Origin of the sequence: Streptomyces sp. NBC_00513 (assembly GCF_041431415.1) — a bacterium.
In the GTDB taxonomy this organism is placed as follows: domain Bacteria; phylum Actinomycetota; class Actinomycetes; order Streptomycetales; family Streptomycetaceae; genus Streptomyces.
In genome coordinates this window covers 2,825,948-2,852,308 of record NZ_CP107845.1, presented here as the reverse complement: position 1 = coordinate 2,852,308, position 26,361 = coordinate 2,825,948, and the positions used below count along the sequence as shown (strand labels likewise).

Sequence of the window (26,361 nt, the reverse complement as noted above, 5' to 3'; positions counted from 1 at the left end):
TGACCCTGCTCCTGCTGGGGGACCTGGAACCACCCGCCCAGCAGGCCCTGTTGAGGAGTCATCCGGAACTGGGGCCGGTGGACGTCCTGAAGGTCGCCCACCACGGTTCGGCACACCAGGACCCCGGACTCCAGGATCGGGTCAGGCCCAGGATCGCGATTGTTCCCGTCGGTACAAGAAACCGCTACGGGCACCCCGCGCCAGGTACGCTCGCGCGACTGCGGGCGATGGGCGCGACGGTGTTGCGCACCGATACCGATGGTTCGGTGGCGATCTCCGGAAGCGGCTCGCGGTTGCGGGCCTTTCCGTCCGGACGGCGGGGCAGGCGACGCGGGCATACCGGGCACACCCGTTCTGTTTGCCCACAACCCGGCAGCATGATCGAATGCGTCTTCGCCAGAACGGTACAAGTCCACACAGCACGGGGGTGCACCAACCATGTTCGGACGCCGACGGGGGATGGAGACGGCCGGAAGCGCCGGCTCCCAGACGACCGCCACACTCGCGCTCCCGCACACCGCGCGACTGTTGAGCTGTCGCGTTCTCGATACGGTCCACCAGCCCATCCGGCAAGCGAAGTTCGAGGTCACCGACCCGATCGGCCGACGCGTCGTCAGCGGCGAGACCGATCCGTACGGCGGGTTCACCGCAGCCATGCCCGAGGGGGAGTACCGGCTCTCGGTGACCGCCGAGGGCTACGCGCCGTTCCACGGCGCGACGCTGGTGGGGGATCCGGCGCAACCCGGCACCGCGGAGATCATCCTGGACGCCGTCGAGCCGCCCCTGCTGCCGGCGCCCGGCCACTGGGAACTCGACCCGACGCACTCGTCGATCGGCTTCACGGCCCGGCACATCGGCTTCGCCCGGATCCACGGCCGGTTCAGCACCTTCGCCGGGGCCGTCCGGATCGCCGAGCGCATGGAGGACTCCTCCATGCGCGTGATCATCGACGCGGCGAGCATCGACACCGGCCTGCGGATGCGCGACGACCACCTGCGCTCCGCGGACTTCCTGGACGCGGCACGCCACCCCACGGTGGAGTTCTACAGCGAGCGCTTCATCCACCGCAGCGGCAGCCGTTGGGCGGTCGCGGGCGCGTTGACCCTGCACGGGGTGAGCCGCTCCGTGACCCTGGACACCCAGTACCTGGGACACGGCACGGGCCTGGAGGGCGAGCCGCGCGCCGCGTGCCGGGCCACCGCCGAACTGCAGCGCGAGGACTTCACCCTGAACTGGCAGTCGATGCTGGCTCACGGGATCGCGGCGATCGGGTCGAGCGTGGAAGTGGACCTGGACATCCAGATCGTGCACAAGGCGTAGGGCCCGCCCGGCGAGGCTCAGGGAGCCTCCAACCACCCTTCGTACTCGCCGGCGAACTCGTCCAGCGCGGACGCGTCGAGGCGTTCCCTCGGGTCCTCGACGACCACCAGCCACTGGGCGTCCTCCGCGTCGTCCTCGCCGGCGAGGGCGTCGCGGACCAGCTGGGGTTCCTCGGGCACGCCGAAGCGGTCCACGAGTTCGCGCGCCACCTCCTCGGCGGCGTCACGGTCGGGCAGGACGAGTACATGTCGCGCGTTCACCCGACCATTCTCCGGCACCGCGGGAGGGGGTACGGCGGGAGGGGGACTGTCAGTGCGGCGTGGGATGCTGGAGGCGATGGCCACCAGGAAGAACTCCACCGACGATCCGCTCGCCCCGCTCACCCTCGCGGTGGGGCAGGAGGATCTGCTGCTCGACCGCGCGGTCCGGGAAGTGGTGATGGCGGCTCGTGCCGCCGATGCCGACACCGACGTGCGGGACCTCTCCTCCGAGCAGCTCCAGCCCGGCACGCTGGCCGAGCTGACCAGCCCCTCGCTGTTCTCCGAGCGCAAGGTCCTGGTCGTGCGGAACGCGCACGACCTGTCCGCGGACACGGTGAAGGAGGTCAAGGCGTACCTCACGGCCCCGTACGAGGAGATCGTCCTCGTCCTCCTCCACGCCGGCGGCGTCAAGGGCAAGGGGCTGCTGGACGCGGCACGCAAGGCGGGTGCCCGCGAGGTCGCCTGCCCGAAGATGACGAAGGCCGCGGACCGCCTGTCCTTCGTGCGGGGGGAGTTCCGGACACTGGGACGTGCGGCCACCCCCGAGGCCTGCCAGAACCTGGTCGACGCCATCGGCAGCGACCTGCGGGAGCTGGCGAGCGCCGCCGCGCAACTCTGCGCGGACGTCGAGGGCACCATCGACGAGGCCGTGGTCGGGCGCTACTACACCGGTCGCGCCGAGGCCTCCAGCTTCACGGTCGCCGACCGGGCGGTCGAGGGGCGTGCGGCCGAGGCCCTCGAAGCCCTGCGCTGGTCGCTGTCCACCGGAGTGGCGCCGGTACTGATCACCAGCGCCCTGGCCCAGGCCGTCCGAGCCATCGGCAAGCTCGCCTCCGCCCCGCGCGGGGCCCGCCCCGGGGACCTCGCCCGGGACCTGGGCATGCCGCCGTGGAAGATCGACCGGGTCAGGCAGCAGATGCGCGGCTGGTCGGCGGACGCCGTCTCGGACGCCCTGCGCGCGGTGGCCGCGGCCGACGCGGGCGTGAAGGGCGGCGGCGACGACCCGGAGTACGCGCTGGAGAAGGCGGTCGTGGCGGTGGCCCGGGCGGCCCGCCCGAACCGCCGGTAGCCTCCGGCGGGTTGAAGGTCCTGCGGCAGCGGATGGTCCCGTTCTGACGCCGTTTTCCCCGCGTTTCTCGCCCGTTTCGGGGCGTGCCGGGGAGGCGGTGAGGGCAGCGGGCTGTGGGCTGCTCCGCGCCCTGGGGTGCCTGATCCGGTGCTTCGCCTCGGCGGCGCGAGTGCGGCCGGGGGCTCAGATCCGGTCGGTGGAGGCGGCTCGCGTCGGTCGTGAGGGCGGCCCCTCGAAGCGGCGGACGTAGCGCTTCTGCCAAGGCGTTTCGACGGCCCGGGGGTGGTGATGGCGACGGACGAACTCCACCGCTCGTTCCGCCGGGACGCCGTCCAACACCGCGATGCAGGCCAAGGCCGTTCCCGTACGACCGCGGCCGCCCGCGCAGGCGAGTTCGACGCGGTCCGTGGCCGCGCGCTCCCAGGCCAGGATGAGGAGTTCACGGGCGTGGGATCGGTCGGAGGGGAGCCGGAAGTCGGGCCAGCGCAGCCACTCGGCGTCCCAGGCGACCTCGGGTGGCGGCGAGCCCAGCAGGTACACGGCGTACGTCGGTTCCTGGCCGGGCGGAAGGGGCCGGCTGAGTCCACGCCCTCGGACGAGCCGCCCCGAGGGGAGGCGCAGGACCCCCACGTCGGTCGAGTTCCAGGGCTCGGTCATCCGCCCAGGGTAGCCGGCGCCTGTTCGGCGATCCAGGGTGCGCGCGGCCGAGGGGTCCCGGGGCCCCGGGGCCCGGGTGATACCGGACCCGAGGTCCCGCCCCGGCGAGGGCCGGCCCCGGCAACCGCGACCGTCTCGGTGTGCGGTCACCCCCAGGGGATGCCGCCCGGCGGGGCAAGGGTCCTGCCCCAGCGGCGGCGGAGCCGCGTTGTGCCAGTCCTGCTCCGGCGGCGGTCGGCCGGCTCCGAGACCGGCGGTCCACTCCCGAGCCGGCGGCCCGTCACTGGCGCCCCGCGCCGAGCCCGTCTCCGGCGTCCCGGCCCGAGCCTGGGGCCTGCTCATGGCGTCTCCCGGTGTCGGCGGGCTTGTCCCCCTGGTTCTGCGGTCCTGTCCCGGTATCGGGCCTGGTCGCGGCCTGCGCCGCGGCCCGGCGGCCCGACCCCGTCCCCACCACAGCCCGGCCCCATCTCCTCGCGGCGGCCAGGCGCTCCCGCCCGCGGCCCCGCGCAGGCACCGGCGGCACCCGCCACGGCCCGGCTCCGCCCCCGGCACCCCGCCCGGCACCCCGCCTCCGCCCCGCCCCCGCCCCCGCCCCCGGCAAAGGCGAAGGCCCCGGCGGCACCCTGGGGAAGGGTGGCCGTCGGGGCCTTCGGTGGTTCTGGTTGCGCCGCACCCGCGTGGCGAACGCTTCGCGTGCGGCGCGGAGTGCCGGTCAGGAGCGGGAGAGAGGGCCCGCTGCGTTCCTACCCGGCGATCACATCAGGAGCTCAGCCCTGGAGGGAGGCAACCTTGATCGCCAGCGCCGACTTCTTGTTGGCGGCGGCGTTCTTGTGGATGACACCCTTCGAGACAGCCTTGTCGAGCGCACGCGAAGCGTCGCGGGAAGCCAGGGTGGCCTTCTCGACGTCGCCCGCGGCCACGGCCTCGCGGGCCTTGCGGATCGCGGTCTTGAGCGAGGACTTGACGGCCTTGTTGCGCAGGCGCGCCTTCTCGTTCGTCTTGTTCCGCTTGATCTGGGACTTGATGTTCGCCACGAAAGAGCCTTTGCAGGTTCAGAGTTTGATCTTCGGATTGCGTCCCGAACGGCTTGAGGCCATACGAGACACAGCTGCTCAGGCTACCAGGCACGCTCCGGGCGGCCCAAACCGGTCGCATGCCCCCGTCCATGGGACCATGGAGCGTATATAGAGACGACTTCCCGACTGCGACCCGAGAATCAGGACACTGCGTGCCCGCGATCCCCAGCCACGTGCCCGAGCCGAGCCGTACCGACCCGGCGCTGATCCGCAATTTCTGCATCATCGCGCACATCGACCACGGCAAGTCGACGCTTGCCGACCGGATGCTCCAGCTCACCGGTGTGGTGGACTCGCGGCAGATGCGCGCCCAGTACCTCGACCGCATGGACATCGAGCGTGAGCGCGGCATCACGATCAAGTCCCAGGCGGTCCGTCTGCCCTGGGCACCGAACACGGGCGAGGACGAGGGCAAGACCCACGTCCTCAACATGATCGACACCCCGGGGCACGTCGACTTCACCTACGAGGTCTCGCGCTCCCTCGCCGCCTGCGAGGGCACGGTCCTGCTCGTGGACGCCGCGCAGGGCATCGAGGCCCAGACCCTCGCCAACCTGTACCTGGCGATGGAGAAGGACCTCGCGATCGTCCCCGTGCTGAACAAGATCGACCTGCCGGCCGCCCAGCCGGAGAAGTTCGCCGAGGAGCTCGCGAACCTGGTCGGCTGCCAGCCCGAGGACGTGCTGCGGGTCTCCGCGAAGACCGGTCTCGGCGTGGACGCGCTGCTCGACAAGATCGTCGCCACGGTTCCGGCCCCGGTCGGTCCCAAGGACGCCCCGGCCCGCGCGATGATCTTCGACTCGGTCTACGACTCGTACCGGGGTGTCGTCACCTACGTGCGTGTCGTGGACGGTCAGCTCAACAAGCGCGAGCGCATCCGGATGATGTCCACCGGCGCGACCCACGAGCTGTTGGAGATCGGCGTCTCCTCCCCGGAGATGACCCCCTCCGACGGCATCGGCGTCGGCGAGGTCGGCTACATCATCACCGGCGTGAAGGACGTCCGTCAGTCCAAGGTCGGTGACACCATCACCAGCCTGCACAACGGCGCGACCGAGGCCCTCGGCGGCTACAAGGACCCGCGTCCGATGGTCTTCTCGGGCCTGTACCCGCTCGACGGTTCGGACTACCCCGACCTGCGCGAGGCCCTCGACAAGCTCCAGCTCAACGACGCCGCGCTCGTCTACGAGCCGGAGACCTCGGCGGCGCTGGGCTTCGGCTTCCGCGTGGGCTTCCTCGGCCTGCTGCACCTGGACGTGGTCCGCGAGCGCCTGGAGCGCGAGTTCGGCCTCGACCTGATCGCCACCGCGCCCAACGTGATCTACCGCGTCGTCCTGGAGGACGGCAAGGAGGTCAACGTCACCAACCCGAGCGAGTTCCCCGAGGGCAAGATCTCGGACGTGTTCGAGCCGGTCGTGCGGGCCACCCTGCTCGCGCCCTCCGAGTTCATCGGCGCGATCATGGAGCTCTGCCAGCAGCGCCGCGGCACGCTCCTCGGGATGGACTACCTCTCCGAGGACCGGGTCGAGATCCGCTACACGCTCCCTCTCGCGGAGATCGTGTTCGACTTCTTCGACCAGCTGAAGTCCAAGACGCGCGGTTACGCCTCCCTCGACTACGAGCCCACCGGCGAGCAGGCCTCCGGGCTGGTCAAGGTCGACATCCTGCTGCACGGCGACAAGGTCGACGCCTTCTCCGCCGTCACGCACAAGGACGCCGCCTACGCCTACGGCGTGCGCCTGGTCGCGAAGCTGCGCGAGCTCATCCCGCGCCAGGCCTTCGAGATCCCGATCCAGGCGGCCGTCGGCTCCCGCGTCATCGCCCGCGAGACCATCCGCGCCATCCGCAAGGACGTCCTCGCCAAGTGCTACGGCGGTGACATCTCCCGTAAGCGGAAGCTGCTGGAGAAGCAGAAGGAAGGCAAGAAGCGGATGAAGATGGTCGGCTCCGTGGAGGTCCCGCAGGAGGCCTTCATCGCCGTCCTCTCCAGCGACGAGTCCGGCAAGAAGAAGTAGCGGACGCCGGACGGGTGTAAAGGGCAGGTCAAGAAGCGCGCCTGTCCCATGTCGTGAGAAACGGGCCCACATGCATCCGCATGGGGGCCCGTTTCGTTATGAAGCGGCTGCTCGCCGCCTCTTACGCGTCGGGCGGGCGGCCTCTAGTCTGATCACTGCTTGATGGTTACTCGCCAGTCACAAACTCGCCAGCCGTAACGCGCAGGTCCCCACCCGCCCGTCCCAAGCGCCCCACGCCCACGCACTGCCGCGTGGACCGGTCCGGAGGATGTCGTGAGCGACACACAGACCTTGATCGAGAACCGCCCGCCCACCGTGGCGGCCCTCTTCCTTGAGCGCGTCGCGGCCACGCCGAACGCCGAGGCCTACCGCTATCCGGTCCCCGCGGCCGGCGGCTCGGGGGGCCCCGACGACTGGAAGTCGCTCAGCTGGGGGCAGGCGGCCGAGCGGGTGTTCGCCATCGCCGCCGGCCTCGCGGACCTCGGACTCCAGTCGGAGGACCGGGTCGCGCTCGCCTCCAACACCCGGGTCGAATGGATCCTGGCCGACCTCGGCGTGATGTGCGCCGGCGCCGCGACCACCACGATCTACCCGAGCACCAACGGCGAGGAGTCGGCGTTCATCCTGGCCGACTCCGAGAGCCGGGTGCTGATCGCCGAGGACGCCAAGCAGCTGGCCAAGGCCCGCGCGCACCGCGCCGACCTGCCCCGCCTCGCCCACGTGGTGGTGCTGGAGGCGGAGGACGCGGTCGCGCACGAGAGCGACCCCGAGGGCTGGGTGCTCTCCCTCGCCGACCTGGAGGCGCGCGGCAAGGAGTACCTCGCCAAGCACCCCGAGGCGATCAAGGAGCGGATCGCGGCGATCACCGCCGACCAGCTCGCCACCCTGATCTACACCTCCGGCACCACCGGCCGCCCCAAGGGCGTGCGGCTGCCGCACGACAACTGGTCGTACATGGCCAAGGCCACCGTCGCGACCGGCATGATCAACTCGGACGACGTCCAGTACCTGTGGCTGCCGCTCGCGCACGTCTTCGGCAAGGTGCTGACCTCCGGCCAGATCGAGGTCGGCCACGTCACCGCCATCGACGGCCGGATCGACAAGATCATCGAGAACCTGCCGATCGTGCAGCCGACCTACATGGCCGCCGTTCCGCGCATCTTCGAGAAGGTCTACAACGGCGCCGCCGGCAAGGCGCGCGCCGCCGGCGGGGCCAAGTACAAGATCTTCAAGTGGGCGGCCGGCGTCGCCCGCGAGTACGCCAAGGTCAGCCAGGACAACTTCCGGCGCACCGGCAACGCGTCCGTCCCCCTCGGCCTCGCCACCCGCCACAAGGTCGCCGACGCGCTCGTCTACTCCAAGCTCCGCGACGCCTTCGGCGGAAAGCTGCGCGCCGCGATCTCCGGCTCCGCGGCCCTCGCCCCCGACATCGGCTACTTCTTCGCCGGCGCCGGCATCCACATCCTGGAGGGCTACGGCCTCACGGAGTCCAGCGCGGCCTCCTTCGTCAACCCCGGCGAGGCCTACCGCACCGGCACCGTCGGCAAGCCGCTCCCCGGCACCGAGGTCCGCATCGCCGACGACGGCGAGATCCTGCTGCGCGGCCCCGGCATCATGCAGGGCTACCACGGGCTGCCGGACAAGACCGCCGAGGTGCTGGAGGCCGACGGCTGGCTGCACACCGGCGACATCGGCGAGCTCTCCCCGGACGGCTTCCTGCGCATCACCGACCGCAAGAAGGACCTGATCAAGACCTCGGGCGGCAAGTACGTCGCCCCGGCCGAGATCGAGGGCCGGTTCAAGGCGATCTGCCCGTACGTCTCCAGCATCGTGGTGCACGGCGCCGACCGGAACTTCTGCTCCGCGCTGATCGCCCTGGACGGGCCCGCCATCCTGACCTGGGCCGCCGACCACGGCCTTGAGGGCAAGACGTACGCCGAGGTCGTGGCCGCGCCCGAGACGGTACGGCTCGTCGAGACCTACGTGCAGACCCTCAACGAGGGCCTCCAGCGCTGGCAGACGGTCAAGCAGTTCCGGCTGCTGCCCCGCGACCTCGACGTCGAGCACGGCGACCTCACCCCGAGCCTCAAGCTCAAGAGGCCGGTCGTGGAGCGCGAGTTCAAGTACCTCATCGACGAGATGTACGCGGGCTCGAACGAGGCGTGACCCCTGGCGGCCCGAGCCTCCGGGTCGGCCGCGGTCGCGGAGCGTGAACGCGCCGCGGTCGCGGAGCGTAAACGACCTTCGGGCGGTGCGGGACAATGGGCTCATGCCTTCCGCACTGCCCGACGGTGAACCCATGCCCGAAGACGGCTCGCTGCCGTCGCACGCCCTGGCGGGTGCCGGCGAGCGGCCGCTCGGCTTCTACCTGCACGTCCCCTACTGCGCGACGCGCTGCGGGTACTGCGACTTCAACACCTACACGGCCACCGAGCTGCGGGGTACCGGTGGCGTGCTCGCCTCCCGCGAGAACTACGCCGACACCCTGATCGACGAGGTCAGGCTGGCGCGCAAGGTCCTCGGGGACGACCCGCGGGCCGTGCGCACCGTGTTCGTGGGCGGCGGCACGCCCACCCTGCTGCCCGCCGGGGACCTCGTGCGAATGCTCGGGGCGATCCGGGACGAGTTCGGATTGGCCGAGGACGCCGAGATCACCACCGAGGCCAACCCGGAGTCGGTGGACCCGCGGTACCTCGCGGAACTGCGCGCGGGCGGCTTCAACCGGGTCTCCTTCGGCATGCAGAGCGCCAAACAGCACGTCCTGAAGGTGCTCGACCGCACCCACACGCCGGGGCGCCCCGAGGCGTGCGTGGCGGAGGCGCGGGCGGCCGGCTTCGAGCACGTGAACCTCGACCTGATCTACGGCACGCCCGGCGAGTCCGACGAGGACTGGCGGGCCACGCTGGCGGCCGCGCTGGGGGCCGGTCCGGACCACGTCAGCGCCTACGCGCTGATCGTGGAGGAGGGCACGCAGCTGGCCCGGCGGATCCGTCGCGGCGAGGTCCCGATGACGGACGACGACGTGCACGCCGACCGGTACCTGATCGCCGACTCGGTGATGGCCGAGGCCGGCTACTCCTGGTACGAGGTGTCGAACTGGGCGACCTCCGAGGCCGGGCGCTGCCTGCACAACGAGCTGTACTGGCGCGGCGCCGACTGGTGGGGGGCCGGCCCCGGCGCCCACTCGCACGTGGGCGGGGTGCGCTGGTGGAACGTGAAGCACCCCGGCGCCTACGCCGCGGCGCTGGCCGAGGGCCGCTCCCCGGGCGCGGGCAGGGAACTCCTGTCGGACGAGGACCGGCGCGTCGAGCGGATCCTGCTGGAGCTGCGGCTCGTGGACGGCGTCCCGCTGTCGCTGCTGGCCCCCGCGGGCCTGGCGGCGTCCCGACGCGCCCTGGCGGACGGACTGCTCGCCCCCGGCCCGTACGAGGCCGGGAGCGCCGTGCTGACCCTGCGGGGGCGGCTGCTGGCCGACGCGGTCGTCCGCGACCTGGTGGACTAGGGCCGGCCCAGGGCGTCCGCGGCCGTCCGGCCCCCGTCAGGCGGTGACGTGGTCGATCAGGTGCTCCACCGCGCCCAGCAGGGTCGGCTCCAGATCGCGGTACGAGGTCACCTTGGACAGGATGTGCTGCCAGGCGGCGCCCGTGTTCGGCGGCCAGCCCAGCGCCCGGCAGACGCCCGTCTTCCAGTCCTCCCCGCGCGGGATCACCGGCCAGGCCGCGATGCCCAGGGCGGACGGTTTCACCGCCTGCCAGACGTCCACGTAGGGATGGCCCACGATCAGGACGTGCGCAGAGGTGACCTCGGCGGCGATCCGCGACTCCTTCGAACCCGGCACCAGGTGGTCCACCAGGACCCCCAACCGGGCGTCCGCGGCCGGCGCGAAGTCCGCCACGATCGCCGGCAGGTCGTCGATGCCCTCCAGGTACTCCACGACCACGCCCTCGATGCGCAGGTCGTCGCCCCAGACCCGCTCCACCAGCTCGGCGTCGTGGCGGCCCTCGACGTAGATCCGGCCCGCCCGGGCCACCCGGGCCCGGGCCCCGGGGACCGCGAGCGAGCCCGAGGCCGTACGGGCCGGGGCGGTCGGCGCGCGGGACGGGCGGGTCAGGGTGACGACCGCCCCGTCCAGCAGGAAGCCGCGGGGCTCCAGCGGGAACACCCGCCGCTTGCCGAAGCGGTCCTCCAGGGTCACCGTGCCGGCCTCGCAGGCCACCACGGCGCCGCAGAAGTCCGTACCGGCCACCTCGACCACCAGGTCGCGGTCCGCCGACACCTCGGGCACGGCCTTGGCGCGCTTCCACGGCGGGGTCAGGTCGGGGGAGTACTCACGCATCCGGCGACCGTACGAGAGAGCCCGGGCTCACGCCGTCGACACGCCGAACCTCGTTGCCAGTGTGTCGCGTTGCGCACGGACGAAGGCCGCGTCGACCACCGCTCCGTGACCCGGCACGTACAGTGCGTCGTCACCGCCCAGCGAGAGCAGCCGGTCCAGGGCCGCCGGCCACTGGCCGGGCACCGCGTCCGAGCCGGCCTGGGGTTCGCCCGACTCCTCGACCAGGTCCCCGCAGAAGACGACCTCCCGTTCGCCCGGCACGAAGACCGCCAGGTCGTGCTGGGAGTGCGCGGGCCCGAGGTTCGCGAGCAGCACCTGCACGGCGCCCAGGTCCAGCGTCCGTTCGCCCGACACCGGGTGCCCCGGCGCCACGACCAGGTCGGCGGCCTCCTCGGCCTCCGCCGCGTCCAGACCCTGCGCGGTCGCGCTGTACCGCAGCTCCTCGCGGCCGGTGGGCGTCGACAGCACCTTGTCCAGGCCGACCGCGCCGAGGAACTCGGCGCCCGTGAAGGCGGAGCCACCCAGAACGTGGTCGAAATGTCCGTGCGTGAATGCGATATGGGTCACGTGCCGGCCGGTCAGCCGCTCCGCTTCGGCCCGCACCCGCGCACCCTCGCGCACGCACGAACCGGGGTCGACGAGGAGGACCGAATCGTCGCCCACCACCAGCCCCACGGTGCAGTCCCACACCGGCAGTCGACGGCGTCCGACCCGTCCGGTCAGCCGTTCCCAGCCCGCCTCTTCCCATCGCACGTCCATGCCGCGACGCTACCCTGGCGGGCCGCCCTTGCCTCCCGCGTACCACCCGGCCGTACACTGACCGGGGGATCTCTGGCACTCGAATGCGCAGAGTGCCAACAAGGCCCGCAACGGGACCGACCGACGACCGAAGACGACCGACCGCATCTGGAGGTGTGCGCGATGCTCAGCGAACGCAGACTCGAGGTGCTGCGCGCCATCGTCCAGGACTACGTCGGGACGGAGGAGCCGGTCGGCTCCAAGGCGCTCACCGAGCGGCACCGGCTCGGCGTCTCGCCCGCCACCGTGCGCAACGACATGGCGCTGCTGGAGGACGAGGGCTACATCGCCCAGCCCCACACCAGCGCCGGTCGGATCCCCACCGACAAGGGTTACCGGCTCTTCGTGGACAAGCTGGCGGGGGTCAAACCGCTGTCCACGCCGGAGCGGCGGGCCATCCAGAACTTCCTCGACGGCGCCGTCGACCTCGACGACGTCGTGGGGCGCACGGTACGGCTGCTCGCGCAGCTCACCCGGCAGGTGGCCGTGGTGCAGTACCCGTCGCTGACCCGTTCCACCGTCCGGCACGTCGAGCTGCTGTCGTTGGCGCCCGCGCGCCTGATGCTCGTGTTGATCACGGACACCGGGCGGGTCGAGCAGCGGCTGGTCGACTGCCAGACGCCCTTCGGGGAGACCTCGCTCGCCGACCTGCGGGCGCGGCTCAACAGCCGGGTGGTCGGCCGTCGGTTCACCGACGTGCCGCCGCTGGTACAGGACCTTCCGGAGTCCTTCGAGACCGAGGACCGGGCGACGGTCAAGGCCGTCCTCGACACCCTTCTCGAAACGCTCGTGGAGGAGGCGGAGGAGCGGCTGATGATCGGCGGCACCGCCAACCTCACACGGTTCGGACATGACTTTCCCCTGACGATCAGGCCGGTGCTCGAGGCGCTGGAGGAGCAGGTCGTGCTCCTCAAGCTGCTGGGCGAGGCCAACGAGTCGGGGATGGCCGTGAAGATCGGGCATGAGAATGCCTACGAGGGACTGAACTCCACGTCCGTCGTCTCGGTCGGCTACGGTTCGGGCGGCGAAGCAGTCGCCAAACTCGGCGTGGTCGGACCGACCCGCATGGACTACCCCGGAACGATGGGAGCGGTACGCGCAGTGGCACGTTACGTCGGACAGATCCTGGCGGAGTCGTAAGTGGCCACGGACTACTACGCCGTTCTCGGCGTGCGCCGCGACGCATCGCAGGACGAGATCAAGAAGGCCTTCCGTCGCCTCGCCCGCGAACTCCACCCGGACGTGAATCCGGACCCGAAGACGCAGGAGCGCTTCAAGGAGATCAACGCGGCCTACGAGGTGCTCTCGGACCCGCAGAAGAAGCAGGTCTACGACCTCGGCGGCGACCCGCTGTCCTCCTCGGGCGGCGGCGGCGCGGGCGGATTCGGGGCGGGTGGCTTCGGCAACTTCTCCGACATCATGGACGCCTTCTTCGGCCAGTCCCAGCAGCGCGGACCGCGCTCGCGGACCCGCCGCGGCCAGGACGCCATGATCCGCCTCGACCTGGAACTGGACGAGGCGGCCTTCGGGACGACCAAGGACATCCAGGTCGACACGGCCGTGGTCTGCACGACCTGCTCCGGTGAGGGCGCCGCCCCCGGCACCTCGGCGCAGACGTGTGACATGTGTCGCGGTCGCGGCGAGGTCTCACAGGTCACCCGGTCCTTCCTGGGCCAGGTCATGACCTCGCGACCCTGCCCGCAGTGTCAGGGCTTCGGCACCGTGGTCCCCACCCCGTGCCCCGAGTGCGCGGGCGACGGCCGGGTGCGGTCCCGCCGCAGCCTCACGGTCAAGATCCCCGCCGGTGTCGAGAACGGCACCCGCATCCAGCTCGCGGGCGAAGGCGAGGTCGGCCCCGGCGGCGGCCCCGCCGGCGACCTGTACGTGGAGATCCACGAGCTGCCGCACCCGACCTTCCAGCGGCGCGGGGACGACCTGCACTGCACGGTCACCCTCCCCATGACGGCGGCGGCCCTGGGCACCAAATGCCCGCTGGAGACGCTGGACGGCCTGGAGGAGATCGACATCCGGCCCGGCACCGGCTCCGGGCAGGCGATCCCGCTGCACGGGCGCGGCGTCACGCACCTGCGCGGCGGCGGGCGCGGCGACCTGATCGTCCACGTCGAGGTCACCACCCCCGGCAAGCTGGACGCCCAGCAGGAGGAACTGCTGCGCCAGCTCGCGAAGCTGCGCGGCGAGGAGCGGCCGATGGGCCAGTTCGCGCCGGGCCAGCAGGGTCTGTTCAGTCGCCTGAAGGACGCGTTCAACGGCCGCTGACCGGCCGCCCGCACCCTCTCGCACGAGCCCGATCCGGGGATGTCCCGGGTCGGGCTCGATGCCGTGCGGGGCGGGGCGCGACACGGGGTCGAGCGACTTCGCAGGCGGACTATGCCAGGCGAATGCGATGATTCGGCCCGGTGCGCGGGACGTGGCACGATGCAGTCCATGCCCTCCTCGCCGAACGGTCTCACCCCCTACCCGATCGTGCAGGCGCCCATGGCGGGCGGCGCCTCCTGTCCGCCGCTGGCCGCCGCCGTGTGCGAGGCGGGCGGGCTGGGCTTCCTGGCCGGCGGCTACAAGACAGCCGACGGGATGTACCAGGAGATCAAGCGGCTGCGCGCGCTCACCCGACGTCCGTTCGGCGTCAACCTCTTCATGCCGCAGACCGGCTACGTGGACCCGGCCGAGATCGAGACGTACCGGGGACAGCTCGCCGGCGAGGCCAACTGGTACGAGGTGTCGCTCGCCGAGGAGGACATCATCGGCACCTCCGACGACGGCTACGAGGCCAAGCTGGCCATCCTCGTCGAGGACCCCGTCCCCGTCGTCTCGTTCACCTTCGGCTGCCCACCCGCCACCGTCTGCGCCCGGCTGCGCGAGGCCGGCACGTACACCGTCGTCACGGTGACCTCGGTGGAGGAGGCGCGGGCCGCCGAGGCGGCGGGAGCCGACGCCGTCTGCGTCCAGGGCGTCGAGGCGGGCGGCCACCAGGGCACGCACCGCGACGACCCCGAGATCGACGGCACGGCCGGGGTCGGACTGCTCGTGCTGGTCGCCCGGGTACGGGAGGCCGTGGCCCTCCCGATCATCGCGGCGGGCGGGCTGATGCGCGGCGCGCAGGTCGCGGCGGTGCTCGCGGCGGGCGCGGAGGCGGCCCAGCTCGGCACGGCCTTCCTGGCGTGTCCGGAGTCGGGGGCGCACCCCCTGCACAAGAAGGCGCTGACGAACCCGCTCTTCCCGCACACGGAACTCACCCGAGCCTTCTCGGGCCGGCCCGCGCGGGGCCTGGTCAACCGCTTCATGCGGGAACACGGCCCGTACGCCCCGGCCGCCTACCCGCAGGTCCACCACCTGACCTCGGGCCTGCGCAAGGCGGCGGCCGCCGCCGGGGACCCGCAGGGCATGGCCCTGTGGGCGGGCCAGGGCCACCGGCTGGCGCGGACGCTGCCGGCCGGGGAGCTGACGGAGCTGCTCGCGGCCGAACTGGCCGAGGCGCAGAGCGCGTTGAAGGTGTTGCAGATGAGGAGAGCATCATGACGGCCCCCGTGTTCGTGGTCGAAGAGGTCCCCGCGGGGCCGGAGTTCACCCTGGAGGGCCCCGAGGGCCGGCACGCGGTGTCGGTCAAGCGGCTCAACCCCGGCGAGGCGGTGGTCCTCACGGACGGCCGGGGCCGCTGGGCCGACGCCGTCGTGAAGGCGGCCGAGGGCAAGGACCGCCTCGTCGTGTCCGTGTCCGGGGCCTTCGAGGAGCCGGCGCCCGCCGTCCGGATCACCGTCGTGCAGGCGCTGCCGAAGGGCGACCGGGGCGAGGTCGCCGTGGAGACCATGACCGAGACCGGCGTCGACGCGATCGTGCCCTGGCAGGCCTCGCGCTGCATCACCCAGTGGCGCGGCGACCGGGGCGCCAAGTCCCTCGCCAAGTGGCGCAACACGGCCCGGGAGGCGGGCAAGCAGTCCCGCCGGGTCAGCTTCCCGGAGGTGGCCGAGGCCCTCTCCACGAAGCAGGTGGCGGCGCTGCTCGCCGAGGCCGACCTGGCCGTGGTCCTGCACGAGGACCGGGACGCCCCGTCCGGAGCCCTGGCGACGGCCGAACTGCCCTCGTCCGGGTCCGTCGTCGTGGTCGTCGGCCCCGAGGGCGGGGTCTCCCCGGAGGAACTCGCGGCCTTCGCGGAAGCCGGCGCCCTGCCGTTCCGGCTGGGGCCCTCCGTGCTGCGCACCTCCACCGCCGGCACCGCCGCGGTCGCTGTCCTGCTGGCCCGCACGGGACGCTGGGGCTGACCGGGCCGCGCCACAAACCCCTGGCCGGGGCGCGGGCGCCGGCGGATACGATGCCGGGACCGATCATCTTCACGGGAGGCTCAGCAATGGCCGGGGAACCCCAGGCGGACTGCCTGTTCTGCAAGATCGTCGCGGGCGACATCCCGGCGACCGTCGTCCGGGAGACCGAGACGACCGTCGCCTTCCGGGACATCAGCCCGAAGGCGCCCACGCACGTGCTCGTCATCCCCAAGGTGCACTACCCCGACGCCGCCACCCTCGCGGCCGCCGAGCCGGGTGTCGCCGCCGACGTGCTGCGCGAGGCCGGTCGGGTCGCCGCGGACGAGAAGATCGACGACCAGGGCTACCGCGTCGTCTTCAACACCGGCGCCGGCGCCGGGCAGACCGTCTTCCACGCGCACGCGCACGTCCTCGGCGGCCGCGGCCTCGAGTGGCCCCCCGGATAAGCCGTGTCCGTAAGAGAGTTCGTGGTGCTGGGCACCGCCAGCCAGGTGCCCACCCGAAGCCGCAACCACAACGGCTACCTTCTGCGCTGGGACGGCGAGGGCATCCTCTTCGACCCGGGCGAGGGCACCCAGCGCCAGATGCTGCGCGCCGGGGTGGCCGCGCACGACATCAACCGGATCTGCGTCACCCACTTCCACGGTGACCACAGCCTCGGCCTGGCCGGGGTGATCCAGCGGATCAACCTCGACCGGGTTCCGCACCCGGTCACCGCGCACTACCCGGCCTCGGGGCAGAAGTTCTTCGACCGGCTCCGATACGCCACCGCCTACCGCGAGACCGTCCCGCTCCGCGAGGAACCGGTGTCCGCCGACGGGACGTTGGCGCGCGAGGCCGCGTACGCCCTGGAGGCGCGACTGCTCTCGCACCCGGTGGAGGCCTTCGGCTACCGGCTCGTCGAGCAGGACGGGCGCCGCATGGTGCCGGGGCTGCTCGCGGAACGCGGGGTCAAGGGGCCGGACGTGGGCCGGCTGCTGCGCGAGGGGGAGTTGAACGGCGTCACCCTGGACGACGTCAGCGAGCACAGGCCCGGGCAGCGGTTCGCCTTCGTCATGGACACCCGGCTCTGCGAGGGCGTGTACGCGCTCGCGGAGGGCTGCGACATGCTCGTCATCGAGTCGACCTTCCTCGACGAGGACGAGCGACTCGCCACCGACCACGGCCACCTGACCGCCGGTCAGGCCGCCCGGGTGGCACGCGACGCGGGCGTCCGGCACCTGGTGCTGACGCACTTCTCGCAGCGCTACTCCGACCCGACCGAGTTCGAGCGACAGGCCCGCGCGGCCGGCTACACGGGCGAACTGACGATCGCCGCCGACCTCGTACGGGTACCGGTGCCCAAGCGGAGCTAGCAGGAGACGGCTCAGACGCGCGCCCTGTCCTCGGTCCGGGCACGGGCGCGCCGGGTCGCGGGGGAGAGTAGCAGGACCCTTCGGGGCATTCGGCGCACGGGGCGCACCGAGATCTCGGCGACCTCCAGCTCCGGAGCGCCGACCCGGGGCACCGCGCCCGTCGGGGCGCCCGCGCTCGCGGCCAGCACGGCCGCCGGCGCGCCGCCGCGGCGCCGGACCGACCCCGGCACCAGCGGGCGGCCGCCCGCGTGCAGCGCCACGGCGGTCATCGGCCAGGCCACCGCCAGCAGCAGGGCGCCCAGGATCAGACCCATGCCGGGGAAGCCGAGGGCCTCGGCGAGCAGGCTGCCGGTGACGGGTCCGCAGGCCACCCCGAGGGAGGAGGCGGAGCCGGCCAGCACCGCCCACCGGCCGCGCGGGTCCAGGGCCGCCGCCAGACCGATGACGTACGAGAGGACCACCGGGTAGAAGGCGTTCCAGAGGACCTCCCCGGCCGCGAAGCCGCCCAGGCCCCGAGCGGAGGTGGCCGCCACCACGCAGCAGGCGATCACCGCGGTGCCCGCGCCGATCGGGACGGCCCGGCCCCACCGGGAGCCGAGGGCGGAGGCGGCCGTGACGCCGACCAGGCCGGCGCCCAGCGCCGCGGCGAAGACCATGCCGAGGGTGACCTCGGACAGGCCCGCCTGCTCGGCGCCGATCCGGCCGCTGACCCCCCACAGCGAGTTCTGGGCGAGCGACCACAGCAGCAGGCCGCCCGCCAGGACCACCCCGGCGCGCGGGTAGGGAAGGCGCCCGGAGGTCCGTACGGCGGGGCCGGCGCCGGCCGGGCCGCCGAGCCGGGAGGTCGCGGGCCAGACCGCCGCGGCGACCAGCGCTATGGCCGCGAACGGCAGCCCGTGTCCGAGCAGGTCGCCGCCGAACCGGGGCAGCGTCAGGTAGAGCGCGCCCGCGGTCGCCGACACCGACAGCAGTCCGAGGGCGGAGGTGCGGTGCGGATCGCGCGTCCCGGCGATCCCGGAGGCGGCAACGGCGGTCGCCGTCCCGGAGCCGAAGCCGCCGACCACGGCGCCCACGACGACCAGGGGCAGCAGGGAGGTCGACGCCGCGGTTCCGTAGCCCGCGACGGCGAGCAGCAGCCCGAGCCGGGCCAGGGCGCGGGGCCCGTGGTGGGGGATGCGGGAGGCCAGGGTGAACCCGGCGCCGGCGGATCCGAGCAGCAGGGCCGAGCCGATCAGACCGGCCTGGGCGGGACTCAGCGGAAGGTACGCGTCGAGCCGGCCGACCACGGTCGGGAGGAGGTAGGGCGCCGCGTATCCGGCTGTGAAAAGGGCCACCAGGGGCCAGGCGGCGGGGTGCGCGGACGAGGGCGCGGGGGAGGTGATCGACACGGGTGTTTCCGTTGCTGCGCAGCTGGAACGAGGGTTCCGGAGAGTGGGCGGTGCACCTGTTTATCAAGCGCTCGACGGTCGACAGAAGAGCCACCCGGCGGTGATGTGCGTCACACTGGGGTTTGCGTCTGCCGAACCGGGGCAGGGGTCGCTGCTTTCCACCTCAAGCCGACTTGCAGAAACGACTCTTCGACACATTCACGAGACTTCGATCCGCACACGCACGAAACGGGGAGCACACCGTGACCAGTCGGGACAGCCGCATCAGCCGACCCATGAAACTGGACCCGCTCGGTCCGGTGCGGGATCCCCAAGAACCGGGCTGCGACGTCTTCCTGACGGGAACGGTCTTCCTCGACATCATCTTCACCGGCCTCGACTCCGCCCCGGTCCGCGGCACGGAATCCTGGGCGCGCGGCATGGGCTCCAGCCCCGGCGGCGTCGCCAACATGGCCGCCGCGCTCGCCCGGCTCGGCCTGCGGACCTCGCTCGCCGCCGCCTTCGGGGACGACCACTACGGCGAGTACTGCTGGGACGCGCTCGAACAGGGCGAGGGCATCGACCTGTCGATGTCCCACACCCTCCCCGGCTGGCACAGCCCCGTCACCGTCTCGATGGCGTACGAGGGCGAGCGCACGATGGTCTCCCACGGCCACGAGGCCCCGCCCCCGGCGGGCCCCGACCCCTTCCCCCTGTGCCCGCCGCGCGCCCGCGCGGCCGTGGCCTCGCTGGCACCGGGCCGGGTCGAGCCGTGGGTCGCCGAGGCGGCCCGGCAGGGCTCCCTGGTCTTCGCCGACGTGGGCTGGGACGAGAGCGGGCGGTGGGACCTGGGGGCACTGGCCGACCTGGAGCACTGCGAGGCCTTCCTGCCGAACGCGGGCGAGGCGATGCGCTACACCCGCACCGACTGTCCGCGCGCGGCGGCCCGGGCGCTGGCCGAGAAGGTGCCGCTGGCCGTGGTGACCATGGGTGCGGAGGGCTCGTACGCGGTCGACGGAAGGACCGGGGAGACGGCCGAGGTCCCGGCGATCGTCGTGGACGCGCTGGACCCGACGGGCGCCGGCGACGTGTACGTGGCGGGGTTCGTGACGGGCACCCTCGCGGAGTGGCCGCTCGTGGACCGGCTGGCCTTCGCGGGGCTGACGGCGGCCCTGTCGGTCCAGGAGTTCGGCGGCTCCCTGTCGGCCCCCGGATGGCCGGAGGTCGCGCACTGGTGGCAGACGGCCCCGGCCGAGCTGCGGGGCCGGTACGCCTTCCTGGAGGAGCTGGTCCCGTCCGGGACGACACCGGGACCGAGGCGCCGCGCGGTCCCCACGATCGGCTTCCGGCACCCGGTCTAGGCGCAGGTCGCCCCGCGCCCCGTCCGGCGCGCCCCGACGGGCCGGGACGCGTGCGGGAAAACCTCTCGGGGAAGCGGCGGTGGAGTCGTACCCTTGGTAGTCCGGTGGTCGACGACCCGAGCGACCCCTCAGTGGGAGGTATGCGCAGGCCACAGTGCCGGCCCATGACTCAGACACCGACAGCCCGCACCCCCGCGCCGGGCCAGGCGCGCGCCCACTTCACCGTTCCGGCCACCCATCCCATGGTGACCGTGCTCGGATCGGGCGACGCCCTGTTGCGCGTGATCGAGAAGGCCTTCCCGAAGGCCGACATCCATGTTCGGGGCAATCAGGTCAGCGCGATCGGCGACGCGGCGGAAGTCGCGCTGGTCCAGCGCCTGTTCGACGAGATGATGCTGGTGCTCCGCACCGGGCAGTCGATGACGGAGGACGCAGTGGAGCGCTCGATCGCCATGCTCAAGGCGAACGGCAACGGCAAGGGCGGCGCCGGAGACGAGACACCCGCCGAGGTGCTCACCCAGAACATCCTGTCCAGCCGCGGCCGGACCATCCGTCCCAAGACCCTCAACCAGAAGCGGTACGTGGACGCGATCGACAAGAACACGATCGTGTTCGGCATCGGTCCCGCGGGCACCGGCAAGACCTACCTGGCCATGGCCAAGGCGGTCCAGGCCCTGCAGTCGAAGCAGGTCAGCAGGATCATCCTGACCCGCCCCGCCGTCGAGGCGGGCGAGCGGCTCGGCTTCCTGCCGGGCACGTTGTTCGACAAGATCGACCCGTACCTGCGCCCGCTCTACGACGCGCTGCACGACATGATCGACCCGGATTCGATTCCGCGGCTCATGGCGGCCGGGACCATCGAGGTGGCACCCCTGGCCTACATGCGGGGAAGGACCCTGAATGAGGCGTTCGTGGTGCTCGACGAGGCGCAGAACACCACCACCGAGCAGATGAAGATGTTCCTGACCCGGCTCGGCTTCGACTCGAAGATCGTCGTCACCGGCGACGTGACCCAGGTCGACCTCCCGGGCGGGGCCAAGAGCGGTCTGCGTCAGGTGCAGGACATCCTGGAAGGGGTGCCGGACATCCACTTCTCGCGGCTCACGTCCGAGGATGTCGTCCGGCACAAGCTGGTCGGCCGTATCGTCGACGCGTACGAGAAGTACGACGACAGCCGGGACTCCACACAGACCCGGAACGGCTACCAGCGGAAGTAGAACCCAGCGCACCATGTCGATCGACGTCAACAACGAGTCCGGAATCGAGGTCGACGAGCAGGCGATCCTCGACATCGCCCGCTACGCGCTCGCCCGGATGAGGATCCACCCGCTGTCCGAGCTGTCCGTCATCGTCGTCGACGAGGCGGCGATGGAGCAGCTCCACATCCAGTGGATGGACCTGCCCGGACCCACCGACGTCATGTCCTTCCCGATGGACGAACTCCGTCCGCCGGCGAAGGACGACGAGGAGCCGCCGCAGGGGCTCCTCGGCGACATCGTCCTGTGTCCCGAGGTGGCCAAGCGGCAGGGCGAGGAAGCGCCGACGCGGCACTCCATGGACGAGGAGCTCGGGCTCCTGACCGTCCACGGGGTGCTGCACCTGCTCGGGTACGACCACGAGGAGCCGGACGAGAAGGCCGAGATGTTCGGCCTCCAGGCGGCCATCGTCGACGGCTGGCGCGGTGAGCGCGGCCTGACCGGTCCGTCACCCGCGCCCACCGTCTCGTGAACGCCGCCCAACTCATCACCGGCGCGGTCCTGCTGGTCGTGGTCGCCTGGTTCGCGGCGTGCGCCGAGTCCGGGATCGCCCGCATCTCCGCCTTCCGGGCCGAGCAGGCCGTACGGGAGGGGCGGCGCGGCAGCGCGAAGCTCCTCCAGGTCTCCGCCGACCCCACCCGCTACCTCAACGTGGCGCTGCTGGTGCGGGTGACCTGCGAGATGGCGGCGGGCGTGCTCGTCACGTACGTCTGCCTCGACGAGTTCGGCGACACCTGGACCGCGCTGCTCGTGGCCATCGGGGTCATGGTGCTGGTGTCGTTCGTCGCCGTGGGGGTGTCGCCGCGCACCATCGGCCGGCAGCACCCGCTGAACACGGCGACGGCGGCCGCGTACGTCCTCGTGCCGCTGGCCCGGGTCATGGGCCCGATCCCGCAGCTCCTCATCCTCATCGGCAACGCGCTCACGCCCGGGAAGGGTTTCCGCAAGGGGCCGTTCGCCTCCGAGGCCGAACTGCGGGCCATGGTGGACCTGGCGGAGAAGGAATCCCTGATCGAGGACGACGAGCGCCGCATGGTGCACCAGGTCTTCGAACTCGGGGACACCCTGGTGCGCGAGGTGATGGTGCCGCGCACGGACCTGATCTGCATCGAGCGGTACAAGACGATCCGTCAGGCGACCACGCTGGCGCTGCGGTCCGGGTTCTCGCGCATCCCGGTGACCGGGGAGAACGAGGACGACATCGTCGGGATCGTCTACCTCAAGGACCTCGTCCGCAAGACGCACATCAGCCGTGAGGCGGAGTCCGACCTGGTGTCGACGGCGATGCGGCCGGCGGTGTTCGTGCCCGACACGAAGAACGCCGGTGACCTGCTGCGCGAGATGCAGTCGGTGCGCAACCACGTGGCCGTCGTCATCGACGAGTACGGCGGTACGGCGGGCATCGTCACCATCGAGGACATCCTCGAGGAGATCGTCGGCGAGATCACCGACGAGTACGACCGGGAGCTGCCGCCCGTCGAGGACCTGGGCGAGGACCGCTACCGGGTCACGGCCCGGCTCGACATCACCGACCTCGGCGAGCTGTTCGGCGTCGAGGCCTTCGACGACGAGGACGTGGAGACGGTCGGCGGACTGCTGGCCAAGGCGCTGGGCCGGGTACCGATCACCGGCGCCTCGGCGATCGTGGACCTGCCCGAACCGGACGGGCGACCCCTGCGGTTGACGGCCGAGTCCCCGGCGGGTCGGCGGAACAAGATCGTGACGGTGCTGGTGGAGCCGGTGGTCGCGGCGGCCGGCGAGGGCGAGGAGGGCTCGGAGTGACGCCGGAGCAACTGCGGGCGTTCTGCCTGGACTTCAACGAGGCCGTGGAGGAGTTCCCCTTCACCCCCGAGACCTCGGTGTTCAAGGTGCTGGGGAAGGTGTTCGCGCTGTCGGCGCTGGGCGCCTCTCCGTTGAAGATCAACCTGAAGTGTGATCCGGACCTCGCGGTGCGGCTGCGGGTCGATCACGAGGCGATCGTGCCGGGTTGGCACATGAACAAGCGGCACTGGAACACGGTGACGGTGGGCGGGCTGCCGGATGCGATGGTCCGGGAGCTGGTGGAGGACTCGTACGACCTCGTGGTCGCCGGGCTGCCGAAGGCGGAGCGGCTGCGGCTCGACCGGCCGTGACGCGCGGCGCCGGTGCCGCGCGACGTCCTCGAAGTGCGGCGGGCGGACGCCCGGTCCGGTCCGAGGCGTCGGGGGCGTCAGGGAGAGCGCCTCGGCGGGGTCGTCGCACGGCCCGTCGAGGCGCTCCATATGCTTTCGCCCATGACCGAGAGCACCGGGAACACCGGGAACACCGGGATCGACCCCGAGGACCAGAAGATCATCACGCTGGCGCGCAGCGCCCGCGCCCGCAACGGGGTGCCCGAGGGGGCGGCGGTCCGGGACGAGACGGGTCGTACGTACGTCGCCGGGACCGTGGACCTGGACTCCCTCAAGCTGAGCGCGCTCCAGACGGCCGTCGCCATGGCCGTGGCCAGCGGGGCGCGGTCCCTGGAGGCCGCGGCCGTGGTCAGCGCGGCCGACGCCCCGTCCGACGCCGATCGCGCCGCGGTCGGCGACCTCGGCGGCCCCGACACCCCGGTCCTCCTCGCGGCCCCGGACGGCACCCTCAGGTCCACGACCCCGGCCGGCTGAGGCCCGGGGGAGCGTCCACCGCGTTCCCGACGTCCGCCGGGCCGGGCCGCGCCCGGTCGGCGGCACGGGACGCTCAGGCCGTGGCCGTGGTCACGGCGGGCCGGCGGCGGATGACCATCGCCATCAGCGCTGCCATCGCGCACAGGCCGCCCGAGGCGTACCAGACCAGGTCGTACGAGCCGAAGGCGTCGCGGGCGAGGCCGCCCAGGAAGGCCACCACGGCCGCGCCCACCTGGTGCGAGGCCAGGACCCAGCCGAAGACGATCGCGCCGTCCTCCCCGAACTGCTCGCGGCACAGCGCGATGGTCGGCGGGACGGTGGCGACCCAGTCCAGGCCGTAGAAGATGATGAAGAAGATCATCGGCGGGTGAATGGACGGGGCCAGCAGCATCGGCAGGAACATCAGTGAGATCCCGCGCAGGGCGTAGTACACGGCCAGCAGGCGGCGCGCCTCGAAGCGGTCGGTGAACCAGCCCGAGGCGATCGTGCCGACCACGTCGAACACGCCGATCACCGCCAGCAGCCCGGCGGCGGCCGTCACCGGCATGCCGTGGTCGTGGGCCGCCGGCACGAAGTGGGTCCGCACCAGGCCGTTCGTGGAGGCGCCGCAGATCGCGAAGGTGCCGGCCAGCAGCCAGAAGGGGCCGGTGCGGGCCGCCTTGAACAGCACCGTCAGCGCCCGGCGCGCGGCTCCGGGGACCGGGGCGGGCTTCTCCACGTACGCGCCCCCGTACGGCGCGAGGCCCACGTCCGCGGGATGGTCGCGCAGCAGCAGCCAGACGAACGGGACGACCACCAGCGCCGCGAGCGAGACCGTGACCGCCGCCGGGCGCCACCCGTGGTGCTCGACCAGCCAGGACAGCAGCGGCAGGAAGATCAGCTGACCGGACGCCCCGGCCGCGGTCAGGATGCCCGTGACGAGCCCGCGCCGGGCGGTGAACCAGCGGTTGGTGACGGTCGCCGCGAAGGCCAGCGCCATCGAGCCGCTGCCCAGGCCCACCAGCACGCCCCAGAACAGGATCAGTTGCCAGGACTCGGTCATCCAGAGCGTGGCCACGGTGCCGCCGGATATGACCAGCAGGGCGACGGCGACCACCTTGCGGATGCCGAAGCGGTCCATCAGGGCCGCCGCGAAGGGCGCGGTGAGCCCGTAGAGGGCGAGGTTCACCGAGACGGCGAGGCCGATCGTGCCGCGCGACCAGTCGAACTCCTCGTGCAACGGCTCGATGAGCAGGCCGGGCAGGGAGGCGGAGGCGGCGGCGCCGATGATCGTCACGAAGGCGACGGCCGCCGCGAACCAGGCGCGGTGCACGCGCCCCGGCTTCCGCGGGGTGGCGGGCGCGGGGGCGGGTGGGGATGCGGGGGTGGAGGCTGTCTGCGTCACGCAGTCAGCTTCCGGCCCGCGGGCGCCGCCCGAACAGTGGCCTGAATGACATGCTTCGCTACGATCGGGCCATGGAGCCCCGCGCGCACCGTGTCGTCGTCCTCGCCCTGGCCGGGCTGCTGCCCTTCGAGCTCGGCATCCCGCACCGGATCTTCGGGTACGCCAAGAACCCGGCCGGGCGGCCCTTCTACGAGACCCTCACCTGCGCGCTCCGCCCCGGACCGGTCGCCACGGACGCCGACTTCGCGGTCTCCGTCGAGCACGGCCCGGAGCTGTTGGCCACCGCCGACACGGTGGTGGTGCCCGCCTCGTACGAGCTGGGGCCGGTGTACGAGGAGGGCCGGCTGACCGCGGCGCTCGGCGCGGCGCTCGGCCACATCCGACCCGGCACCCGGCTGGTGTCCATCTGCACGGGGGGCTATGTCCTCGCCGCCGGCGGGTACCTCGACGGCCGCCGGGCGACCACCCACTGGGCCTCCGCCGAGCACTTCCAGCGGCTCTTCCCGGCCGTGCGGGTCGACCCCGGCGTGCTCTACACGGATGACGGGGACGTGCTGACCTCCGCCGGGGTCGCCGCCGGCATCGACCTGTGCCTGCACATCGTGCGCCGTGACCACGGCGCGGCCGTGGCCAACGAGGTGGCCCGGCGGACCGTCGTACCGCCCCACCGGAACGGCGGTCAGGCGCAGTTCATCGAACGTCCGGTCCCCGAAACGCAGTCGGCCAGTACCACGGCGGCGCGCGCCTGGGTGCTCGACCGGTTGCACGAACCGATCCGGTTGAGCGACCTGGCCCGGCAGGAGTCCATGTCGGTGCGGACGTTCACGCGCCGCTTCCGGGAGGAGTCCGGGGTCAGCCCGGGGGAGTGGATCGTCGGGCAGCGGGTGGAGCGCGCCCGGCGGCTGTTGGAGCGCACGGAACTGGCGATGGAGCAGGTGGCGCGGGAGGTGGGCTTCGGGACGGCGCAGTCGCTGCGCAAGCACGTGCAGGCGGCGTTGGGGGTGAGCCCGACGGCGTACCGGCGCACGTTCCGCGCCTCGGGCGCCCCGGTGGGGTCGGTCGCGTCCGTCGGGTCCGTCGGGTCGGTTGGCCCGGGCGGGTCGGGCACTCTCCCATCTTCTGATGGGTCATCAGTTGCTGCCGGTTCCGCGCATTGACTTCTCCCGCCGCCCGCTCGTGAATTGA

25 protein-coding genes are annotated in these 26,361 nt (G+C 72.3%); 18 read left to right on the top strand and 7 right to left on the bottom strand.

Going from position 1 to position 26,361, the window contains the following annotated elements:
* The first annotated feature begins 438 nt into the window (after positions 1-438).
* Positions 439-1,320, top strand: a complete 882-nt coding sequence (locus OHA84_RS13370; RefSeq protein WP_053674993.1) for a YceI family protein — start codon at positions 439-441, stop codon at positions 1,318-1,320.
* A 17-nt stretch (positions 1,321-1,337) separates the two neighbouring features.
* On the opposite strand, the gene OHA84_RS13365 is transcribed toward OHA84_RS13370, so the two are convergent.
* Positions 1,338-1,580, bottom strand: coding sequence for a hypothetical protein (locus OHA84_RS13365; RefSeq protein WP_266947474.1), 243 nt, complete (start codon positions 1,578-1,580; stop codon positions 1,338-1,340).
* Between the two features lie 76 nt (positions 1,581-1,656).
* Between OHA84_RS13365 and holA the strand changes: the two genes are divergently transcribed.
* A complete protein-coding gene (gene holA / locus OHA84_RS13360; RefSeq protein WP_159041246.1) occupies positions 1,657-2,649 on the top strand; it encodes a DNA polymerase III subunit delta in 993 nt (330 codons plus the stop codon).
* A 183-nt stretch (positions 2,650-2,832) separates the two neighbouring features.
* Here holA and OHA84_RS13355 read toward each other — a convergent pair whose 3' ends face one another.
* Together OHA84_RS13355 and rpsT are read right to left on the bottom strand one after the other, a co-directional pair.
* Positions 2,833-3,306: a protein phosphatase gene (locus tag OHA84_RS13355; protein ID WP_266971546.1), complete on the bottom strand. Its 474-nt coding sequence runs from the start codon at positions 3,304-3,306 to the stop codon at positions 2,833-2,835.
* A 767-nt stretch (positions 3,307-4,073) separates the two neighbouring features.
* Positions 4,074-4,340, bottom strand: a complete 267-nt coding sequence (rpsT, locus tag OHA84_RS13350; protein ID WP_053681998.1) for a 30S ribosomal protein S20 — start codon at positions 4,338-4,340, stop codon at positions 4,074-4,076.
* 194 nt (positions 4,341-4,534) lie between these two features.
* On the opposite strand from rpsT, the gene lepA reads away from it, so the two are divergent.
* The 3 genes from lepA to hemW all read left to right on the top strand — a co-directional run bounded on the left by lepA (position 4,535) and on the right by hemW (position 9,899).
* Positions 4,535-6,397: a translation elongation factor 4 gene (gene lepA / locus OHA84_RS13345; protein WP_053681997.1), complete on the top strand. Its 1,863-nt coding sequence runs from the start codon at positions 4,535-4,537 to the stop codon at positions 6,395-6,397.
* Between the two features lie 273 nt (positions 6,398-6,670).
* The gene (locus OHA84_RS13340) at positions 6,671-8,563 is read left to right on the top strand and encodes a long-chain fatty acid--CoA ligase (RefSeq protein WP_266947472.1); all 1,893 of its coding nucleotides are present in this window, start codon (positions 6,671-6,673) and stop codon (positions 8,561-8,563) included.
* Between the two features lie 103 nt (positions 8,564-8,666).
* Positions 8,667-9,899, top strand: a complete 1,233-nt coding sequence (gene hemW, locus OHA84_RS13335; RefSeq protein ID WP_053681996.1) for a radical SAM family heme chaperone HemW — start codon at positions 8,667-8,669, stop codon at positions 9,897-9,899.
* A gap of 36 nt (positions 9,900-9,935) precedes the next feature.
* On the opposite strand, the gene OHA84_RS13330 is transcribed toward hemW, so the two are convergent.
* Positions 9,936-10,733, bottom strand: coding sequence for a DUF3097 domain-containing protein (locus OHA84_RS13330; RefSeq protein ID WP_266971549.1), 798 nt, complete (start codon positions 10,731-10,733; stop codon positions 9,936-9,938).
* 27 nt (positions 10,734-10,760) lie between these two features.
* Positions 10,761-11,492, bottom strand: a complete 732-nt coding sequence (locus tag OHA84_RS13325; protein WP_053681994.1) for an MBL fold metallo-hydrolase — start codon at positions 11,490-11,492, stop codon at positions 10,761-10,763.
* A gap of 162 nt (positions 11,493-11,654) precedes the next feature.
* On the opposite strand from OHA84_RS13325, the gene hrcA reads away from it, so the two are divergent.
* From hrcA to OHA84_RS13295, 6 genes are all read left to right on the top strand, one after another.
* Positions 11,655-12,671: a heat-inducible transcriptional repressor HrcA gene (gene hrcA, locus OHA84_RS13320; protein ID WP_053681993.1), complete on the top strand. Its 1,017-nt coding sequence runs from the start codon at positions 11,655-11,657 to the stop codon at positions 12,669-12,671.
* On the top strand, positions 12,672-13,808 hold the full coding sequence (dnaJ, locus tag OHA84_RS13315; RefSeq protein WP_053681992.1) for a molecular chaperone DnaJ: 1,137 nt from the start codon (positions 12,672-12,674) through the stop codon (positions 13,806-13,808).
* A 168-nt stretch (positions 13,809-13,976) separates the two neighbouring features.
* Positions 13,977-15,068 (top strand): nitronate monooxygenase, encoded by a 1,092-nt coding sequence (locus OHA84_RS13310; RefSeq protein ID WP_266971553.1) that lies wholly within the window; start codon positions 13,977-13,979, stop codon positions 15,066-15,068.
* Complete coding sequence (locus OHA84_RS13305) at positions 15,065-15,808, top strand: 16S rRNA (uracil(1498)-N(3))-methyltransferase (RefSeq protein WP_053681990.1); 744 nt, start codon at positions 15,065-15,067, stop codon at positions 15,806-15,808. Before OHA84_RS13310 ends, OHA84_RS13305 begins: the two co-directional genes overlap by 4 nt.
* 86 nt (positions 15,809-15,894) lie before the next feature.
* Positions 15,895-16,254, top strand: a complete 360-nt coding sequence (locus OHA84_RS13300; protein WP_053681989.1) for a histidine triad nucleotide-binding protein — start codon at positions 15,895-15,897, stop codon at positions 16,252-16,254.
* A 3-nt stretch (positions 16,255-16,257) separates the two neighbouring features.
* Positions 16,258-17,163 (top strand): ribonuclease Z, encoded by a 906-nt coding sequence (locus tag OHA84_RS13295; RefSeq protein WP_266947468.1) that lies wholly within the window; start codon positions 16,258-16,260, stop codon positions 17,161-17,163.
* 11 nt (positions 17,164-17,174) lie between these two features.
* Here the strand turns inward: OHA84_RS13295 and OHA84_RS13290 are convergent, their stop codons facing one another.
* On the bottom strand, positions 17,175-18,551 hold the full coding sequence (locus OHA84_RS13290; protein WP_266971557.1) for an MFS transporter: 1,377 nt from the start codon (positions 18,549-18,551) through the stop codon (positions 17,175-17,177).
* Positions 18,552-18,826: 275 nt separating this feature from the next.
* On the opposite strand from OHA84_RS13290, the gene OHA84_RS13285 reads away from it, so the two are divergent.
* The 6 genes from OHA84_RS13285 (at position 18,827) to OHA84_RS13260 (ending at position 23,792) form a co-directional block, all read left to right on the top strand.
* Positions 18,827-19,891: a carbohydrate kinase family protein gene (locus tag OHA84_RS13285; RefSeq protein ID WP_053681987.1), complete on the top strand. Its 1,065-nt coding sequence runs from the start codon at positions 18,827-18,829 to the stop codon at positions 19,889-19,891.
* Positions 19,892-20,055: 164 nt separating this feature from the next.
* On the top strand, positions 20,056-21,108 hold the full coding sequence (locus OHA84_RS13280) for a PhoH family protein (protein ID WP_053681986.1): 1,053 nt from the start codon (positions 20,056-20,058) through the stop codon (positions 21,106-21,108).
* Between the two features lie 13 nt (positions 21,109-21,121).
* The gene (gene ybeY / locus OHA84_RS13275) at positions 21,122-21,619 is read left to right on the top strand and encodes an rRNA maturation RNase YbeY (protein ID WP_053681985.1); all 498 of its coding nucleotides are present in this window, start codon (positions 21,122-21,124) and stop codon (positions 21,617-21,619) included.
* Positions 21,616-22,929 (top strand): hemolysin family protein, encoded by a 1,314-nt coding sequence (locus OHA84_RS13270; protein ID WP_053681984.1) that lies wholly within the window; start codon positions 21,616-21,618, stop codon positions 22,927-22,929. Before ybeY ends, OHA84_RS13270 begins: the two co-directional genes overlap by 4 nt.
* Positions 22,926-23,279 (top strand): MmcQ/YjbR family DNA-binding protein, encoded by a 354-nt coding sequence (locus OHA84_RS13265; protein WP_053681983.1) that lies wholly within the window; start codon positions 22,926-22,928, stop codon positions 23,277-23,279. The genes OHA84_RS13270 and OHA84_RS13265 overlap by 4 nt, the downstream gene beginning before the upstream one ends.
* Before the next feature lie 129 nt (positions 23,280-23,408).
* Entirely contained in the window at positions 23,409-23,792 is a 384-nt protein-coding gene (locus OHA84_RS13260; RefSeq protein WP_371591373.1) for a cytidine deaminase, read from the top strand.
* A gap of 73 nt (positions 23,793-23,865) precedes the next feature.
* Here the strand turns inward: OHA84_RS13260 and OHA84_RS13255 are convergent, their stop codons facing one another.
* Positions 23,866-25,176: an MFS transporter gene (locus OHA84_RS13255; RefSeq protein ID WP_266971561.1), complete on the bottom strand. Its 1,311-nt coding sequence runs from the start codon at positions 25,174-25,176 to the stop codon at positions 23,866-23,868.
* 71 nt (positions 25,177-25,247) lie between these two features.
* Here OHA84_RS13255 and OHA84_RS13250 point away from each other — a divergent pair, with 71 nt between their 5' ends.
* Positions 25,248-26,333, top strand: a complete 1,086-nt coding sequence (locus tag OHA84_RS13250; protein ID WP_266971562.1) for a GlxA family transcriptional regulator — start codon at positions 25,248-25,250, stop codon at positions 26,331-26,333.
* Positions 26,334-26,361 lie beyond the last annotated feature (28 nt).